Source organism: Microbacterium sp. AG238 (assembly GCF_003610405.1).
Taxonomy (GTDB): domain Bacteria; phylum Actinomycetota; class Actinomycetes; order Actinomycetales; family Microbacteriaceae; genus Microbacterium.
In genome coordinates, this window is the sequence record NZ_RAQC01000001.1 from 2,165,002 (window position 1) to 2,179,215 (window position 14,214).

Sequence of the window (14,214 nt, forward strand, 5' to 3'; positions counted from 1 at the left end):
GACGACGCGCAGTGCAAGCAGCAGATCGTCGATGTCAGGCCTCCGCGTTCTCGATGATCCGCGTGATGCGCACCGCGTAGTCCTGGTCGACGACGACGATCTCGCCGTGCGCGATGAGGCGGCCGTTGAGCTTGACGTCGGCGGGGGCGCCGGCCGAACGGTCGAGCTCGATGATGCGGCCGGGCTCGAGGTCGAGCACGTCGCGCACGGTCATGCGCGTGCGGCCGACCTCGACCGTCAGCTCCATCTCGACGCCTGCGATGCGCTGCAGGCGACGAGGCGAGGCCGCGGCGGGGTGCGATACGCGAACCGCGAGGCGCCCGATCACGCGGGCATCCTCGTCGACGAGGTCGAACACCTGCGCGGCGGGGTGCGCGAAGAGCGCCGAGGCGTCTCCGATCGTCGCCTCGCCGAGCACGCTCGGGCCGAAGGCCGTCGCGGCGGCGTCGAGGGCGTCGCGCAACCGCTCGTGCAACGGCAGTCCGGCGTCAGCGCCGACGAGCGCCGACTCGTCGAACACGACGACCGCGAGCGCCGCGCTCGTGTCGCCGACCGACGAGACGATGACCGCATCGCCGGTCTCGCCCGCGTTCGTGCCGGGTCGGGCCGTGATGCGCGACGCCGTGGGCAGCCGGTCGGCGAATGCGGCCGCGGCCGCGGCCTCGTGGGTGGTGGTGCTGGTCATGACGACTCCTCGGACAGCGCGGGGGAGAGATCGGATGCCGTCACGACGCACGCGAGGCGCGCGCCGTGCGACCCGATGGCAGCGGATGCGACGACGTGTTCGTCGACGGCGAGATCGAGGGGACGCTCGGCCGCGTGTGCGAGCGAGATGACGTCGCCGACCGCGAGGTCGAGGACCTCGGCGGGCCGCACGGCGCGCGGCGCGAGCCGCAGCGTCACCTCGACGGGGGTCTGCTCGATGTGCCGGCGGACGAGGCCGGGGTCGTTCGTCGCACGCGGCGCCGAAGCGCTGTCGGACAGGCGTTCGAGCAACGTCGCGGCGGGGAGGGCGATCGTCGCGGTCTCGGTGCGGTCGGCCAGGCGCATCGAGAACCGGGCGACGACCACGAGGTCCTGACCGCCGACGACCTGGGCGAAGGCGGCGTTGTACTGCACCGCGCCGACGCTCAGCTCGCGGGGCAGCAGCGAGCCGAGGGCCGTGCGGAGATGCCCGAGGGTCTCGTCCATGAGCGACCGGATCAGCGCCTGCTCGATCGCCGTGAGAGCGCGGGCCTCCGGGCGCTGCGAGCCGTCGCCACCGAGCATCTTCACGATCCACGACAGGGCCGACGGCAGGGGGAACTCGATGACGGCGCGGTCGTCGGAAGCGGCATCCGAGCACAGCACGAGCGTCGTCGTGGGCGGGACCGTCGCGACGTACTCGTCGTATGTCTCCAGGCTCACCCGTTCGAGGGCGATGTGCGCGCGCACGCGGGCCTTCGCAGCGAGGAGCATCGCCCACTGACGTGCAAAGGCGTCGAAGGCTCCCGCCAGGGCGCGCGTGTGCTCTCGGGACAGCGCCGCGGGTCGGCCGAAGTCGTAGCGTTCCGGGGCCGCGGTCGCGGCATCCTCGGTTCGCGCGCTCGGGGCGATCGGCACGGTCTGCACGGCGGGGACTATCGGTCACGCGTGCGGCTCCGTTAGGCGCGGGCCGCGCACGCTCGGCGTCGCGGGCTTGGGTTGGGGTGGCAGTTCGCGCCCGTTCGGGGCCCGGGTTGGGGCGGGAGGTGCCAGCTGGGTGCTGGGGGTGGTGTGGGCTTGGGTTGGGGTGGCAGTTCGCGCCCGTTCGGGGCTCGGGTTGGGGTGGGAGCTGCCAGGTGGGTGCTGGGGGTGGTGTGGGCTCGGGTTGGGGTGGCAGTTCGCGCCCGCTCGGAGCCTGGGTTGGGGTGGGGGCTGCCAGGTGAGTGCTGGCCGCGGGCGCGCGCCAGGGTTGGGTTGGCATGTGCTGCACTCAGTGCCCGGTTGGGGCGGGAGCTGGCGGGCAGATGCTGGCTAGGGCTCTGGTTCGGGCGCGGGCTGGACCAGGGTTGGCAGTGGCTGCCCACTCAGAGCCCGGTTTGGGGCGGGAGTTGCCATCTGGATGCTGGGTGTGGGCGCGCGTCGGCTTTGGGTTGGCAGTTGCTGCCCGCTCGGGGCCTGGGATGAGGTGGGAGCTGCCAGGTGAGCGCTGGCCAGCGCGACGGCGCGGCGCGGGGTCAGCCGTCGGCGGCGGCGAGGCCGGCGAGCTCGCCGCGCACCTGGGCGTCGGCATCCGAGAGCACGACGATGTCGACGCGACGGTTCTGGGCGAGGGCCTCCGCGCTCGACCCCTCCGCGAGGGGCCGCGACGATCCGAAGCCCACCGAGCTGATGCGCTCGCGGGCCACGCCGCGCGCGTCGACGAGGTAGCCGAGCACGCCGTTGGCCCGCGCGGTCGAGAGCTCCCAGTTGTCGACGAAGGGCGCGATGGCGGGTCGGGCGTCGGCGTGACCCTCGACCGAGATGAGGTGCGTGTCGGCGGCGAGAACGGCTCCCGCGGCGTCGAGCACGGCCCGGGCGCGATCGCTCAGGTCGGTGCTGTTGGTGTCGAAGAACGTCTCGGCGCTCACGAGACCGATCGTGAGACCCCGGTCGTCGATCGTGAAGGTCGCGGCGTCGCCCAGGCCCTGCTCGGCGAGAGCACCCTCGAGTCGTGAGCGCAGGTCGTCGAGCGAGCTGTACTCCTGCTCGGCCGGCGTCGGCCCGGTCGGCGTCTCGACGAACCCCTCGCCCTCTTCGTCGATGAGCTCGGGCGGCACGACGACACCCTCCGAGACGTCACGGGTCTCGGAGATCTCCGAACCGAACCCCGTCGCGAGCGAGGCGCGCAGCTGCTCGAACTTCTCCTGGTCGACGTTGGACATCGCGAACATGACGATGAACATGCACATCATCACGGTGATCATGTCGAGGTACGACGCCATCCAGCGCTCGTCGGGGCCCTCGTGCGAGGACTCCATGACGCGGCGGCGACGCGGCGCGCTCATACCCCGGCGTCCGCGGGCTCGTCGGCCGTCGCCTTCGCGCGACCGCGGCCCGGCTTGGTCTCGGGGGCGAGGGCGCGCAAGCGCTCGGCGACGAGCATCGGGGGATTGCCCGCTTGGACGGCGAGCATGCCCTCGGTCACGAGCGTCATGCGGTCGACCTCGATCTCGGCGAGGCGCTGCAGGCGGGTGCCGATCGGCAGCCAGATGAAGTTCGCTGACAGCAGGCCCCACAGGGTGGCGACGAAGGCCGCCGCGATGAGGGGGCCGAGCTGGTCGGGCTTGTCGAGGTACTCGAGCACGTGGGTGAGCGAGACGACCGTTCCCACGATGCCGACCGTCGGGGCGTACCCGCCCAGAGCGGAGTAGAACCGCGAGGCCGTGCGGCGCTCCGCGGCGACGGTGGCGACGCGGTCTTCGAGGACGACGCGGAGGTCTTCGGCATCCGTGCCGTCCGCGATGCTCTGGAGGGCGTGGCGCAGCAGCGGGTCCTTCTCGTCCGCCACCGCGCTCTCGAGCGCGAGCAGGCCCTCGGCGCGCGCCTTCTCGGCATAACCGACGACGGTGTCGATGAGCGCCTCGGTGGAGCCCTTGATGCCGACGAACGCTCGCGGCAGCGCGCGCACGGCGCCCGCGGCATCGCGCAGCGTGCCTCCGGCGATCCCGATCGCGATCGTCGCTCCGAACACCAGCACCATCGGCGCCGGCAGCAGCAGGGCGTTGAGGCTCGCCCCCTCGAGCTGGATCATCGCCCACAGGCCGCCGAAGGCCAGCAGGATGCCGATGAGCAGTGACGGATCCATCAGCGCTCGCCCCCCGTGACCGGGGAGGCCGACCCGGAGGCCGAACCGGATGCCGACCCGGAGGCCGCGGCATGGCCGAGCGCCGTCGCGAGCACGCGGGCGCGGAAATCGACGATGCTCTGGATGACGGCATCCATCGTCTCGGCGACGACGAACGTCGCCCCGTCGACCAGTGTCAGCGTCGTATCCGGGCTCGCCTGGATGCGTTCGACGAGGTCGGGGTTCACGGCGAACCGGTGGCGGTTCAGTCGTGTCAGAACGATCATGTCGCCCTTCTCGTCGGTCGGCGCGTGGGGGATCGGGGTCGTCGCGGGTACGGCGGCTCCGAGAGGACTGTCGGCAGGACGCGGCGGTCGGTTAGCGTTGCGCTCGTGTCAGCGTCGTCACCGCAGCCCTCGTTCTTCCGACCCGTCGCACCGCGGGACATCCCCGACGACGATCATCCGGCGCTCGACATGCCGCCATGGATGGGCCCGCCGTGGCACGTCGCGCCCGCGATCGTGGCGCTCGACCGGGAGGTGGGTCGCTCGTCCGACACGGTGGTGTCGCTCGTCCTCGCGCGGGTGTACCGAGAGGGCGTGGCACTGCGGCTGGCGGTGCGTGTCGCCGAGACAGGTCGGCTCGCGCGGCAGCGGATCTGGGGATACCTCGACCGCGCCCACGGCCGGGGTCAGCTCGACGAGCGGTTCGATCCGACGGGCCTGCGCTGGGGCGTCCGCTTCGCCGACGGGCGCACCGTCACGACGCAGGACGATTCGCCGTGGGCGCGGGGCGACGTGACCGATACGCAGGTCGAGGGGCCGGTGCTCGAGGGACTCGCCCGCCCGCAGGGCTACGCCGACAGCTGGGAGCGCGAGTTCTGGGTCTGGCCGACGCCCCCCGGCGCGACGTTCGAGGTCGGAGTCGAGTGGACCGCCCGGGGCATACCCGAGACGGTCACCGAGCTCGATGCGGAGGCGCTCGACGCGGCATCAGCGCGAGCGCGCCCGCTGTGGCTTTGACCGGCCGCGCGCGCAACTCCTCAGAAACCGTCGCAGCCGGCGCCGCCTGCGGGTCATGCGGGCGAACCCACGGGGATTCTGAGGAGTTGCGCTCCGCGGCGATCAGCGCTTGAGGTTGGTCAGCTCCTGCAGCACCTCGTCGCTCGTGGTGATGATGCGGGCGTTAGCCTGGAATCCGCGCTGCGCGACGATCAGGTTCGTGAACTCCTGCGAGAGGTCGACGTTCGACATCTCCAGCGCCCCGCTGACGAGCCCGCCGCGATCATCGGTGCCCGCGGTGCCGACCGCGGCCGCGCCCGAGTTCGCTCCGGCGCGATACTGCGACGAGCCGGCCTTCTCGAGCCCCTCGGGGTTGTCGAACGATGCGAGCGCGATCTGCGCGAGCACCGAGGTCGCCCCGTTGCTGAACGCGCCGACGAGGCTGCCGTCGGCCGACAGGGTGTACGAGACGAGGCTGCCGGGCGCGCGACCGTCCTGCCCGCCGAGCTTGACGGTGCTGAGGTCGGCGTAACCGGTGATGGCCGAGAGGTCTACGGCGACACCCCCCGAGGTGATGGTGGCGGGCGTCGTGGTCAGGCGTCCGTCGGTGAAGGCGAGCTGCGTCGTCGCGGCGCCGTCGGTGACATCCCAGCCGCCCGCGGTGCGCGTGAAGGTCAGCGCGAGCTGCCGCGATTCGCCCTGCGCGTCGTACACGGTCACATCGCGCACGAGCTTCTCGCCGACGGCGGCGCCGGAGGGCAGGTTGCCGGTGACGCTGGCGTTCTCGGTGCGCCGCCCGGGCGAGGTCGCGCCGACGGGGAGGGCGATGTTGCCGACCGGCCCGCCCGTCGGCACGACGCCGTCGACGGCGGTCCAGCCCTGGACCAGCGCGCCGTCCTTGGTGGTCAGGCGACCCGCGGAGTCGAAGCCGAACGAGCCGTTGCGCGTGTACAGCGTCTCGGCCCCGTTGCGTACGACGAAGAAGCCGTCACCGGCGATCATGAGGTCGGTGGGCACGCCGGTGGCCTGCTGCGACCCCTGCGTGAAGTTGGTGCGGACGGCGGCGACCTGGGTGCCCAGGCCCACCTGAGCGGCGTTCGTGCCGCCGGCGCCGGCCTGCGCCGCGCGGGAGTTCTGCACGATCTGCGAGAGCGTGTCCTGGAACTGGACCGATCCCGCCTTGAACCCCACGGTGTTGACGTTGGCGATGTTGTTGCCCGTCACATCGAGCATGGTCTGGTGCGAGCGGAGGCCGGAGATGCCGGCGTAGAGCGAGCGGAGCATGGTGTGTCCTTCGGTGAGGGGGCTGACGTTTTCGGTGGGACTGGCGGGATGCGCGGGGGCGAGGGGCGGGGCGTCGGCGAGGTGATTCAGGATGCGGATGCCGCGGGCGCCGCAGCATCCGTCACGGAGATCCCCGACACGACGTCGAGGGGCACGGCGGTGCCGCCGATCGTGACGAGCGGGACGCCCTTCTCGAACGACACCTGGGTCACGCGACCGCCGCGGGTCGTGCCGTCCGCGTCGACGTACGAGGCCTGCTGACCGACGAGCGCGGCGGCGGTCTGGCGCATGGTGAGGGCGAAGTGCTCTGACGAGGTGGTGGTGAGCGCGACGAGCTGCTCCATCATCGCGAGCTGCGTCGTCTGCGCCATCATCTCGTTGGTGTCGAGCGGCGAGCTCGGGTCCTGGTTCTTCATCTGCGCGACGAGCAGTTGCAGGAAGACCTCCGAGTCGAGCGTCTGCTTCGGGGCGGCGGGGGGAGGGGATGCCGTGGGCGTGGCGCCCACGACGCCGACGGGCGGAATGCTGCTCATGGGATTCTCCGATTCAGGCGTAGAGGTCGATGCGGCCGGCCTCGAGAGGCGCGGGGCGGTGGGGCCCGGCGATGCCGGTGTCGTCGGGGTCGGACGCACGACCGGTGTGCTCGTTGCCGTGCACGCCGGGGCTCTGCGGGGATGCTCCGCCGGACGAGCCGCCTCCGGATGTCTGCGCGCCGAAACCGCCCGGACCGCTCGGCGTCGCCTGGTGGCCGACGGTCGGCAGCGACGACGGTGTCGGCGACGGATCGTCGCCCGCGGCGAGGCTGACGGACGAGAAGGGTGCGAGCGCGGCGAGATCGCGCCGCAGCTCGCCCAGGAGCGCGCGGATCGCATCGTGCGCCGCCGGCGTGCCGGTGGCGAGCTCGACGGTGACGGCAGATCCGGAGATGTGCGCCGTGACGGTGATCGGTCCGAGGCTCTCGGGTGAGACGCGCAGCACCATGGTGTGACGTCCGGGCTCGGCGGTGACGAGTGACAGCACGGGCGCGCGCAGCTGCGGTGCGAGAGGCGGCGCGGCCGTCGGCGCGGGAGGTGCGGTCGGTGCGGGCGCGGACGCGGAGGATGGTGCGGGTCCGAGCGGCGCCGTCGTCGGTATCGGAGCAGCGGATGCCGCGGCTGCGCCCGCAGGAGCCGCAACCGTCGACGGCGAGGCCACGTCGACTCGCGTGGTCTGCGGGGCCTCGGACGCGCCGGGCTGAACGGCCACCCTGTCGGAGGCGAACGCGTCCGTGGCCTCGGGAGTGACGAACGGCCTCGGTGTCGCCGCAGACCCTGACGAGGGGGCGGGTCCCGCGGGCGCCAGGCGCATCTCCGCATCGACGCCGACTGTCGGCCCCGATCCCGCTGCAGCCGATCCTCCTGTTCCTGCCGTCGCCGCAGTGCTTCCCGTCGCCGCGACGGCGGTCTCTCCCGTCGCCGCTCCCGCCCGGTCGGCCTCGAGCTGCGAGACGTCGGAAGTCAGGATCCGGCGCGGGTCGGCAGCGACCCTGGAAGCATCCTCAGCGGTGGCCGTCGCCGCCACGACCCGGGCGACGGTGGCCGTCGCCCCTGCCTCCTCCGCGATCACATCTCCGCTGACGGGACTCCCGCTGACGGTGTTCCCGCTGACGGCGTCTCCGACGACGGGGTTCCCGCTGATCGCACTCCCGACCACCGGATCGCCGGAGGCACCGGCATCCCCGACGCCGGCTGCATTCGAACCCGCCCGAGGCGCCGCGGGCGCGGCCGTCGCCGCGAGTTCCCCGGTCGCCGCCTCGACCCCGGACCCGACCCCGGCCTCGACCTCGGATCCGACCCCGGCGACATCCCGACCGACCCCGGAGGCGTCCTCGCCGCCCATCGGCGCGGTCGCGGTCTGACCGGCGAGTACGAGCGCGAAGACATCCGCGGCCACCGCACCGTCGCCGCCGCCATCGTTCGGCCCGCCGCGAGGGCGCGCGACCGCGACCGTCGCCGCGGGGGCGATTCCCCACAGGTTCACGGCGTCTCCTCCGGTGCGTCTGGTGCCGGATAGTCGTCAGCCGTCGAGCGCAGCGCGACCTCGTCGAGCACGGCCTGCTCGGCGGCATCCCGTCTCGCGCGCTCTCGATCGTGGAACGCGTCGGCCAGCCGTTCGATGCCCTGCTCCGCGCGGCGGGCGTCGGTGAACCGGGCGCGCGCCGCGTCGACCTCGTCGCGCTGCGCGCTGCGGAGCGTGTCGAGGTCGGTCAGCAGGCTGCGGGCGGCCACACGACTGGCGGCGAGAGCCGCGAGGGTGCGGACGTCGCCCGGGGCGTCGGCCGACGTCGTCAGCGCTGCACGCAGCTGCCGGTCACGTGCCTCGGTGCGCTGCTGCTCCATCGCCGCGCGCGAGAGGTGCGCCGCGGCGGCGCGCTGCTGGATGCCGCGGATGCGCAGCAGTCCGGCCAGGGGGAAGCCGCGCTTCATGAGACGTCTCCGAACGATGCGACGAGTTCGCCGAGCCGGCGCCACGACTCGCCCGCGGGGGAGCGGTCGTCGAGATCCTGGCGGAGGAAGGCGTCGATCGCGCGCGCGGACGCCACGGCGGCATCGACCCGCGGGTTCGCTCCCGACTGGTACGCGCCGACACCGATGAGGTCTTGCGCCTCTTGGCGCGCGGCGAGCACCGACCGCAGCGTCGTCGCGAGGCGGCGCTGCTCACCGGTCGCGACCTTGCCGGCGAGCCGCGACACCGAGCCCAGGACGTCGATCGCCGGGTGATGGCCGGTGACGGCGAGCGTCCGATCGAGCACGAGGTGCCCGTCGAGGATCGACCGCACGGTGTCGGCGACGGGTTCGTTGTGGTCGTCTCCCTCGACGAGCACCGTGTAGATGCCCGTGATCGACCCGCGGCGATCGGTGCCGGCGCGTTCGAGCAGACGCGCGAGCACGGGAAAGGTGGAGGGCGGGTAGCCGCGCGTCGCGGGCGGTTCGCCGGCGGCGAGTCCGATCTCGCGCTGGGCCATGGCGACTCGGGTGATCGAGTCCATCATGAGGACCACGTGCTGCCCCTCGTCGCGGAACGACTCGGCGATGCGTGTCGCGGTGGACGCGGCCCGCAGCCGCGCCATGGCCGGCTGATCGGATGTCGAGACGACGACGACCGAGCGGGCGAGACCGTCCGGGCCGAGGTCGTCTTCGAGGAACTCCCGCACCTCTCGCCCGCGCTCGCCGACGAGGGCGATGACGTTGGCGGTGGCCGACGACCCGCGCGCGATCATCGACAGCAGCGACGATTTGCCGACACCCGACCCGGCGAACAGGCCCACGCGCTGGCCGCGGCCGAGGGGGGTGAGCGTGTCGATCGCGCGGACCCCGGTGATGAGCGGGTCGGTGATGCGTTCGCGCCCCATCGCAGAGGGAGGCGCATGGTCGAGGTCGACGCGCGGGGCGACGAGGGGGCCGCGCCCGTCGATGGGGCGACCCAGGCCGTCGAGCACGCGCCCGAGCGCAGCGGGTCCGACCGGCACTCGGGCACGGCCGGCGAGGGCGCGGACCGGGTCGCCGACCCGCAGCCCGTCGGTGACTCCGAGCGGCATGCAGCGCAGGACGCCGCGGTCGGCGGCGACGACCTCCGCGGGAATGCCGGGGATGCCGGAGGCCCCGGCGGTCTGCCCGCCGAGCTCGACGAGATCGCCCACCGCCCCGTGCACGCCGCGGATGTCGACACCGAGCCCGACGATCCGCGAGACCGCGCCGGTCCGGATCGGTCTCACCGCCTCGATGACCGCCGGCCAGCCCCCGCTCACGCGCGCTCCTCGAGGGCACGGCGGGCCCGCGCGAACGCGGCTGCGATCCGCAGATCGATCGCACCGTCGGCGAGCCGGATCGTCGCGTCGCCGGGCGCCAGGTCGGGGTCGACCTCGAACGCCACCGATCGCGGCAGCGTCTCGGCGAGGGCAGAGGTGACGACGTCCGCGTCGGCAGGGTTGAGTCGCACCACGCGCACTTCCGGAGCCTCGACGTCAGCCACAGCGTTCTCGATCCGAGCCGCGGTCGTGAGCGCCGACCGCACGGAATCCGAGAGTTCGCGCTCGACGATCGCCTGCGCCAGCTCGATCGCCATCGCGTGCAGGTCCGCGACCGCCGGGGCGGTCAGCTCCGCCGCGCGGGCGTCGAACCGGTCGGATGCGCGCTCGACCGCAGCGATGGCGGCGGCAACGCGTGCGCGCTCGGTCGCGGTCGCGGCAGCCTCGCGCGCGTCGCGTTCGGCGGCTTCCCGCGCGGCGTGGGCCGCGGCCAGCCGCATCCCGTCGGCGTACCCGGCGGCGTGACCGCGGGCGCGGGCCCGGTCGCGTTCGTCGGTGAGCGACGGCCCCGACAGTCGAGGGATCTCGAGGCGGGTGAAGGCGTCAGACGACATACTCCTCCTCGACCCGCTGCACCCGGATGTCGCCGGCGGCCTCGAGCTCGCGGATGGTCCGGACGATCGCCGCGCGGGCCTCCTCGACCTGCGAGACGCGTACGGTTCCGAGCAGGCGCGACTCCTCTTGCAGCGCCTCGCGGTTGCGTTCGGTCATGTTGCGGAGGATGACGTCTGCGACGGGACCCGACGAGCCCTTCAGCGCCAGAGCGAGCACGCGCACGTCGATGCCGCGCAGAACGCGCTGCGCGTCACGGTCGTCGAGCACGACGATGTCGGCGAAGGTGAACATGCGCGAGCGGATGTCTTCGGCCAGAGCGCTGTCGCGCGCCTCGATGCTCGCGAGCAGCGCCTTTTCGACGGTCGCATCCGACCGGTTGATGATGTCGACCAGGGGCTGCACGCCGCCGAGGGTCTCGCGGGCATCGCGTGTGGTCAGCGCTCCCGAGCGCGCGCGCAGCGCGGTTGCGACGACTGCGACAGCATCCTGCGACGCGGTCCCCATCGTCGCGATCGCCTGGGCGACGTCGGTGCGGGCCGGGTCGGTGATCTCGGCCAGGACGGCCGCCGCGCGCTCCACGGGCAGATGCGCGATGACGAGCGCGACGGTCTGGGGAAGCTCGCCGTCGAGGATGCTCGCGACCTGGGCCGGCTCGACGGCGGTGAGGAACTCGAACGACGAGCTCGTCATCGACGACGACACCTTCGTCAGCACCCCCGCGGCGCGTTCGGGACCGAGCGAGGCCTCGAGCAGACCCGTGGCCAGGTCGCGTCCGCCGCGGACGGGCGGCAGGTGTCCCCGAACGACCCGTTGGAAATCGGTGAGCGCATCGCGCGTGGTCTCGAGGTCGAGGTCGCGCAGCCGGATGATCTCCGCCGCGATCGCCTCGGCCTCGTCGTCGGAGAGGTGCTTGAGCACCTCGACGGCCTGCGCCCGGTCGAGGTTCATGATGACCACGGCCGCCGTCTGGGTTCCGGTGAGTTCGCTCATGCGTCGGTCGAGTCCCGGACGAGCCGGCGCAGCAGGTCGGCGGTGCGGGCGGGGTCGCGGCGGGCGAAGTCGCCGATCTCGGCGCGACGGCGGTCGAGCGCGACCTGTACGGGCTCCGGGTCGGGTTCGGGCTCCGGGTCGAGCGCCACCGCGGGCAGCGGCACCGTGGGCGCCTCGTCGAGGAGCGGGGTCGCGAGGCCGCGGGTGAGCGCGTCGAATCGGTCGAGCGGCTCGTCGACAGGGGTCAGGGTCAGCACCGACTCGTCCTCGGCGGCCGCGCGACGGCGGCGGACGATGACGATACCGGCGATCGTCGCTCCGATGAGCCCGAGCACGACGACGGCGGCGACGATCGCGGTGCGGAGCGTCTCGGCGGAGCGTTCGGCCTCGTCGGCCTCGCGAGCGGCGTCGAGAGCCGCCTGGGCGGCCGCGGCGCCCTGATCGCTGAACGCGACGAGCTCGACGGTCACCTGGTCGCCGCGGGCGCGGTCGATTCCGGCGGCCGACATCACGAGGGCTTCGAGCTGAGCGACGTCGACGACGTCGGTGCCGTCGGCGTTGACCGCGACGGCGACGGTCTGCCGCGCGACGGACCCCGCCGGGGTCGAGGTGCTCTCGACGGTCTTGTTCACGACGTTCGACCGGTTCGTCTGCGTCGACTCGTAGGTGCCGGCGCCGCCGACGCCCGCGGGCAGCTCCGCGCCCAGGACGCCGGTCTGACCACCCGTGCCCGTGTAGCTCTCGGTGCTCGATTCCTCGGTGGCCGGCAGGGCGCCCTCGACCGGCGTGTAGGTCTCGTCGACGCGCTCGGTCGCGGCCTGCTGCATCTCGGCGGCGACCGAGACGGTCGCGTTGCCGGTGCCGAGCACGGTGTCGAGCATCTGCTGCACGCTCGCGGCCATGCGGGTCTCGTATGCCCCGGCCTGCTGGTCGGCGTTGCGCGTGGCATCGCCGCCGATCGCCGAGAGGGTGCGGCCGGCGGCGTCGACGACCGCGACGTTCTCGGGCTTCATCCCGCTCACGGCCGCCGAGGTCAGGTGAACGATGGCCTCGACCTGTTCGGGCGGCAAGGCGACCCCGCGGGACGTCTCGATGAACACGGATGCCGTGGGCTCGATCTTCTGCGAGACGAACACGCTCTCTTCGGGCAGGGCGAGCTGGACCGAGGCCGTCGTCACGTTCTCGAGAGCGCCGATCGTGCGGGCGAGCTCGCCTTCGATCGCACGCTTGTACGTGACCGACTGCTGGAACTCCGAGCTCGTCACGCCCATCTTGTCGAACAGCGAGTACCCCGATGACTCCGCGCTGGGCAGGCCGGCCGCCGCGGCCGCGAGGCGCTGCTCGTAGACGGCGGTCTCGGGCACGAGCACGGTCGAGCCCCCGTCGGTCAGCTCGTAGGGGATCGAGCCGGAGCGCAGCTGCTCGACGACAGCGCTGGCGTCGGAGGCCGACAGCCCCGAGAACAGCGGGGTGAGGGTCGGACGCGACATCCAGCTCGCCAGGGCGAACACACCCATCGCGAGCACCGCGATGCCGATGATCGCGATCGTGCGCTGGGCGAGGGTGAACCCGGCGATCGTCGCGCGCAGGCGGGTCCAGAGCGAGGTGACGGCGGCGGGCATCAGGCCTGCATCCGCATGATGTCGTTGAAGGCCTCGACGCCCTTGTTGCGTACGGCGGCGATGAGCTCGAGGGTCACCGAGGCGCGCGACGACGCGATCATCGCGGAGTGGATGTCGTCGAGGTCACCCGTGACGGCCGCGACGGCCAGCTCGTTCGACGTCGACTGCATCGCGCGCAGCTCGTCGACCGCGCCGGTGATGCTCGCGCCGAAGTCGGCGCCGCCGGTCTGCTGGGGTGCGCGGGTGCTCGAGGTGAGGGCGGATGCAGCCGCGCCCAGCGCGTCGATGCCCGACAGCGGCGGCATCAGCGGCGTCCGATCTGCAGGGCGGCCTCGTAGGTGGCCTTGGCGCGGTCGACGACCGCCGCGTTGGCCTGGTACCCGCGCTGCGCGAGGATCAGGTGGCTCATCTGCTCGCCGAGGTCGATGTCGGGGTAGCGGACGTAGCCGTCGGCGTCGGCGAGCGGGTTGTTCGGCTCGTGCACGAGCCGGCCCTCCGCGCCGCCCCACACGGCGCCGGCGACGCGAACGCCGCCCGGATCGCCGGCCGACTCGACCGCGATGTAGCGCTGGCGGAACGCGTCGTCGCCGGGCGCGACCGCGGTGTTGATGTTGGCCATGTTGTCGCTGAGGGCGTCGAGCCAGGTGCGGTGGGCCGTCAGGCCCGACCCGGCGATGCCGATGGCGTCGAAGGTCATGAGGTCCTCATCGCGGTCTGCATCGAGCTGAACGTCCCGCCGACGGCCTGCGCGGCGAACTGGTACCGCAGCACCGCCTCGATGTTGGCGAGCGTCTCGGTGTCGAGATTGACGTTGTTGCCGTTGAGGCGTGTGGCGGCGGTCGACTCGCGCACGGTCGCCGTCACGGCGCCGTCGCCGCGTTCGACCGAGCGGGCCAGGGCGTTCTCGAAGCTGACGACCTTGGCCCGGTAGCCGGCGGTGTTGACGTTCGCGATGTTGTCCGCGATGGCGCGCTGGCGCTCCGCGAGGCCCGAGAGGGCGCTCGTGAGCGCGGTGGTGGTCACAGATTCGAGCACGAAGGCGTCTTCCGTCGAACGATGTGGCCGATCCCTGGCCGATGGATGAGCGATCCGTGCTCAGCATCACCTATCGGCCGCCGCAGCGACGGC

Annotated in this window: 17 protein-coding genes; 1 reads left to right on the forward strand and 16 read right to left on the reverse strand. The window is 72.8% G+C overall.

What is annotated here, in order from left to right; genetic code table 11:
• Nucleotides 1-34: 34 nt before the first annotated feature.
• From fliN to DEU36_RS10150, 5 genes are all read right to left on the reverse strand, one after another.
• Complete coding sequence (gene fliN / locus DEU36_RS10130) at nt 35-685, reverse strand: flagellar motor switch protein FliN (protein ID WP_120264036.1); 651 nt, start codon at nt 683-685, stop codon at nt 35-37.
• The gene (locus DEU36_RS10135) at nt 682-1,611 is read right to left on the reverse strand and encodes a flagellar motor switch protein FliM (protein ID WP_120264037.1); all 930 of its coding nucleotides are present in this window, start codon (nt 1,609-1,611) and stop codon (nt 682-684) included. Before DEU36_RS10135 ends, fliN begins: the two co-directional genes overlap by 4 nt.
• A 587-nt stretch (nt 1,612-2,198) precedes the next feature.
• A complete protein-coding gene (locus DEU36_RS10140; protein ID WP_120264038.1) occupies nt 2,199-3,008 on the reverse strand; it encodes a flagellar motor protein MotB in 810 nt (269 codons plus the stop codon).
• Nucleotides 3,005-3,808 (reverse strand): motility protein A, encoded by an 804-nt coding sequence (locus DEU36_RS10145; protein ID WP_120264039.1) that lies wholly within the window; start codon nt 3,806-3,808, stop codon nt 3,005-3,007. The genes DEU36_RS10140 and DEU36_RS10145 overlap by 4 nt, the downstream gene beginning before the upstream one ends.
• A complete protein-coding gene (locus DEU36_RS10150; RefSeq protein WP_120264040.1) occupies nt 3,808-4,074 on the reverse strand; it encodes a flagellar FlbD family protein in 267 nt (88 codons plus the stop codon). The genes DEU36_RS10145 and DEU36_RS10150 overlap by 1 nt, the downstream gene beginning before the upstream one ends.
• A 105-nt stretch (nt 4,075-4,179) precedes the next feature.
• Here DEU36_RS10150 and DEU36_RS10155 point away from each other — a divergent pair, with 105 nt between their 5' ends.
• Entirely contained in the window at nt 4,180-4,809 is a 630-nt protein-coding gene (locus DEU36_RS10155; RefSeq protein ID WP_120264041.1) for a hypothetical protein, read from the forward strand.
• A gap of 102 nt (nt 4,810-4,911) precedes the next feature.
• On the opposite strand, the gene DEU36_RS10160 is transcribed toward DEU36_RS10155, so the two are convergent.
• From DEU36_RS10160 to DEU36_RS10210, 11 genes are all read right to left on the reverse strand, one after another.
• The gene (locus DEU36_RS10160) at nt 4,912-6,072 is read right to left on the reverse strand and encodes a flagellar hook protein FlgE (RefSeq protein ID WP_120264042.1); all 1,161 of its coding nucleotides are present in this window, start codon (nt 6,070-6,072) and stop codon (nt 4,912-4,914) included.
• An 86-nt stretch (nt 6,073-6,158) separates the two neighbouring features.
• A complete protein-coding gene (locus DEU36_RS10165) occupies nt 6,159-6,605 on the reverse strand; it encodes a flagellar hook assembly protein FlgD (RefSeq protein WP_120264043.1) in 447 nt (148 codons plus the stop codon).
• A 13-nt stretch (nt 6,606-6,618) separates the two neighbouring features.
• Nucleotides 6,619-8,091, reverse strand: coding sequence for a flagellar hook-length control protein FliK (locus DEU36_RS10170; protein ID WP_120264044.1), 1,473 nt, complete (start codon nt 8,089-8,091; stop codon nt 6,619-6,621).
• Nucleotides 8,088-8,537, reverse strand: coding sequence for a hypothetical protein (locus DEU36_RS10175; RefSeq protein ID WP_120264045.1), 450 nt, complete (start codon nt 8,535-8,537; stop codon nt 8,088-8,090). The genes DEU36_RS10170 and DEU36_RS10175 overlap by 4 nt, the downstream gene beginning before the upstream one ends.
• Nucleotides 8,534-9,859: a FliI/YscN family ATPase gene (locus tag DEU36_RS10180; RefSeq protein ID WP_120264046.1), complete on the reverse strand. Its 1,326-nt coding sequence runs from the start codon at nt 9,857-9,859 to the stop codon at nt 8,534-8,536. Before DEU36_RS10180 ends, DEU36_RS10175 begins: the two co-directional genes overlap by 4 nt.
• Complete coding sequence (locus DEU36_RS10185; RefSeq protein WP_120264047.1) at nt 9,856-10,473, reverse strand: FliH/SctL family protein; 618 nt, start codon at nt 10,471-10,473, stop codon at nt 9,856-9,858. Before DEU36_RS10185 ends, DEU36_RS10180 begins: the two co-directional genes overlap by 4 nt.
• Nucleotides 10,463-11,464: a flagellar motor switch protein FliG gene (gene fliG, locus DEU36_RS10190; protein ID WP_120264048.1), complete on the reverse strand. Its 1,002-nt coding sequence runs from the start codon at nt 11,462-11,464 to the stop codon at nt 10,463-10,465. Before fliG ends, DEU36_RS10185 begins: the two co-directional genes overlap by 11 nt.
• Nucleotides 11,461-13,086, reverse strand: coding sequence for a flagellar basal-body MS-ring/collar protein FliF (gene fliF, locus DEU36_RS10195; protein WP_120264049.1), 1,626 nt, complete (start codon nt 13,084-13,086; stop codon nt 11,461-11,463). Before fliF ends, fliG begins: the two co-directional genes overlap by 4 nt.
• On the reverse strand, nt 13,086-13,391 hold the full coding sequence (gene fliE, locus DEU36_RS10200; protein WP_120264050.1) for a flagellar hook-basal body complex protein FliE: 306 nt from the start codon (nt 13,389-13,391) through the stop codon (nt 13,086-13,088). The genes fliF and fliE overlap by 1 nt, the downstream gene beginning before the upstream one ends.
• Nucleotides 13,391-13,783, reverse strand: a complete 393-nt coding sequence (locus DEU36_RS10205) for a flagellar basal body rod protein FlgC (RefSeq protein ID WP_120264051.1) — start codon at nt 13,781-13,783, stop codon at nt 13,391-13,393. Before DEU36_RS10205 ends, fliE begins: the two co-directional genes overlap by 1 nt.
• A complete protein-coding gene (locus tag DEU36_RS10210; RefSeq protein ID WP_120264052.1) occupies nt 13,780-14,121 on the reverse strand; it encodes a flagellar basal body protein in 342 nt (113 codons plus the stop codon). Before DEU36_RS10210 ends, DEU36_RS10205 begins: the two co-directional genes overlap by 4 nt.
• Nucleotides 14,122-14,214: the final 93 nt, after the last annotated feature.

Coding starts and splice junctions, on each gene's coding strand:
- fliN (WP_120264036.1), bottom strand. CDS start 685: ATGACCAGCACCACCACCCACGAGGCCGCGGCCGCGGCCGCATTCGCC.
- DEU36_RS10140 (WP_120264038.1), bottom strand. CDS start 3,008: ATGAGCGCGCCGCGTCGCCGCCGCGTCATGGAGTCCTCGCACGAGGGC.
- DEU36_RS10145 (WP_120264039.1), bottom strand. CDS start 3,808: ATGGATCCGTCACTGCTCATCGGCATCCTGCTGGCCTTCGGCGGCCTG.
- DEU36_RS10150 (WP_120264040.1), bottom strand. CDS start 4,074: ATGATCGTTCTGACACGACTGAACCGCCACCGGTTCGCCGTGAACCCC.
- DEU36_RS10160 (WP_120264042.1), bottom strand. CDS start 6,072: ATGCTCCGCTCGCTCTACGCCGGCATCTCCGGCCTCCGCTCGCACCAG.
- DEU36_RS10165 (WP_120264043.1), bottom strand. CDS start 6,605: ATGAGCAGCATTCCGCCCGTCGGCGTCGTGGGCGCCACGCCCACGGCA.
- DEU36_RS10175 (WP_120264045.1), bottom strand. CDS start 8,537: ATGAAGCGCGGCTTCCCCCTGGCCGGACTGCTGCGCATCCGCGGCATC.
- DEU36_RS10185 (WP_120264047.1), bottom strand. CDS start 10,473: ATGTCGTCTGACGCCTTCACCCGCCTCGAGATCCCTCGACTGTCGGGG.
- fliG (WP_120264048.1), bottom strand. CDS start 11,464: ATGAGCGAACTCACCGGAACCCAGACGGCGGCCGTGGTCATCATGAAC.
- fliF (WP_120264049.1), bottom strand. CDS start 13,086: ATGCCCGCCGCCGTCACCTCGCTCTGGACCCGCCTGCGCGCGACGATC.
- fliE (WP_120264050.1), bottom strand. CDS start 13,391: ATGCCGCCGCTGTCGGGCATCGACGCGCTGGGCGCGGCTGCATCCGCC.
- DEU36_RS10205 (WP_120264051.1), bottom strand. CDS start 13,783: ATGACCTTCGACGCCATCGGCATCGCCGGGTCGGGCCTGACGGCCCAC.